The organism is Vibrio sp. Vb0937 (assembly GCF_033338855.1).
Window position 1 is genome coordinate 1 of the sequence record NZ_JAWOTK010000338.1, and the last position, 1163, is coordinate 1163.

Below are 1163 nucleotides of genomic sequence, written 5' to 3' on the forward strand. Positions count from 1 at the left end.
TACGCCGAAGAGCTGCAACGCCAAATCAAAGCCGTCGACGGCATCAAAAAGATCGAGCTACACGGCATTCAACCTCGCGTTGTACATATCGATATGCCAGACGAGCGCTTGGCTCAATATGGTTTGTCGATCGCACAAGTTTGGAACCAACTGAGCACACAAAACAGCACGTTCGAAGCGGGAAAATTCGATGCAGGTACAGAGCGTATTCGTATTGCGCAAACCAGTGAGTTTCAGTCTCTAGAAGACATTCGCAATTTAATCATCAATGGTGGCACCGGCGAGTTTGGCTCGGGGTTGATTCGTCTTGGTGACATCGCCGACATCACCATGGGTTATCAAACACCAGCATTGGCAGAAAACCGCTACAACGGAGAGCCCGCTGTCACCTTGGCTGTGAGCCCAGTTCAAGGCATTAACGTGGTGTCACTTGGCGATACGATTCAAGACATCATCGCTAACTACCAAGCAACGCTGCCGCTGGGTGTCGACATCTCGACCGTTGCTTATCAACCTGAAGAAGTACAAAAGTCTATCGACGACTTTGTTGGCAACCTGCTTGAAAGTGTCGCGATTGTTTTTGTGGTGTTGTTGGTTTTCATGGGCTTTAAGAGTGCGACCATCGTTGGCGCAAGCTTGCTCCTGACGATTTTGCTCACGCTTGTATACATGAACATCGCCAGCATCGATTTGCACCGTGTCTCGCTAGGTACGTTTATTCTCGCACTGGGCATGTTGGTGGATAACGCCATTGTGATCACCGATATGATGATTGCCAAGCTCAACAAAGGTATCGAGCGAACTCGCGCCGCGATTGATTCCGTCAAAGAAACCGCCGTGCCACTTTTAGGTGCAACTGTCATCGCGATTATGGGCGCAAGCCCAGTGTTGTTCTCCAAAACCGACTCCGCCGAGTTTGCGAGCTCTGTATTCTACATTGTGGCGTCGTCACTGTTGCTTTCATGGATCGTCGCGATGACGTTTACGGTATTAATGGCGTGGATGTTCATCAAGCCAAAAGCTAACAGCGAAGAGACCAAACCGAGCCGTTATAAACAGTTGGTATTCTGGACGGTGGACAACCCGCGTAAAGCTTTAGCCGCTTTGGTTCCGTTGATTTTAGTCACCGCCGTGGCAATCCCGTATGTGGCCGTGAACTTTAA

1 protein-coding gene is annotated in these 1163 nt (G+C 49.8%); it reads left to right on the forward strand.

The window, feature by feature from the left end; all coding sequences use genetic code 11:
• On the forward strand, window positions 1-1163 hold a 1163-nt coding region (locus R7P67_RS25530; protein ID WP_318086412.1), incomplete at both ends, for an efflux RND transporter permease subunit.